The sequence below is a fragment of the Actinomyces sp. HMSC075C01 genome, assembly GCF_001812965.1.
GTDB lineage: Bacteria > Actinomycetota > Actinomycetes > Actinomycetales > Actinomycetaceae > Actinomyces > Actinomyces acetigenes.
Window position 1 is genome coordinate 1 of the sequence record NZ_KV811034.1, and the last position, 276, is coordinate 276.

The following is a 276-nucleotide window of genomic DNA, read 5'->3' on the forward strand; positions in this document are numbered from 1 at the left end:
GGGTGGAGGTCTCGGTGGTGGTGATGGTGCCCTCAATGGGCCGCCAGGTGGGGTCTCCTTGGGGGCGGTATCGGGTGGTCCAGGTGGTGGTCAGGGTCGTGGTCACACCGGTGGCGGTGTGCTGGTAGTGGTGGGTCACGGTCTGGTTGGGGTAGGGGGCTCCGGGGTCGGTGGTGGTTGTGGTGGTGCCGTCTCCCCAGCCCCAGGTGTAGGAGGCGGGGGTGAACTCCACCTCGATGGGGGTGCCCAGGATCGTGGTGGTCTGATACCGGGGGG

General features: G+C 68.5%; 1 protein-coding gene. It reads right to left on the reverse strand.

Annotated features, from left to right (window positions below):
• Window positions 1-276: hypothetical protein (locus HMPREF2883_RS11870; RefSeq protein WP_256277470.1), on the reverse strand; the 276-nt coding region annotated here is incomplete at both ends.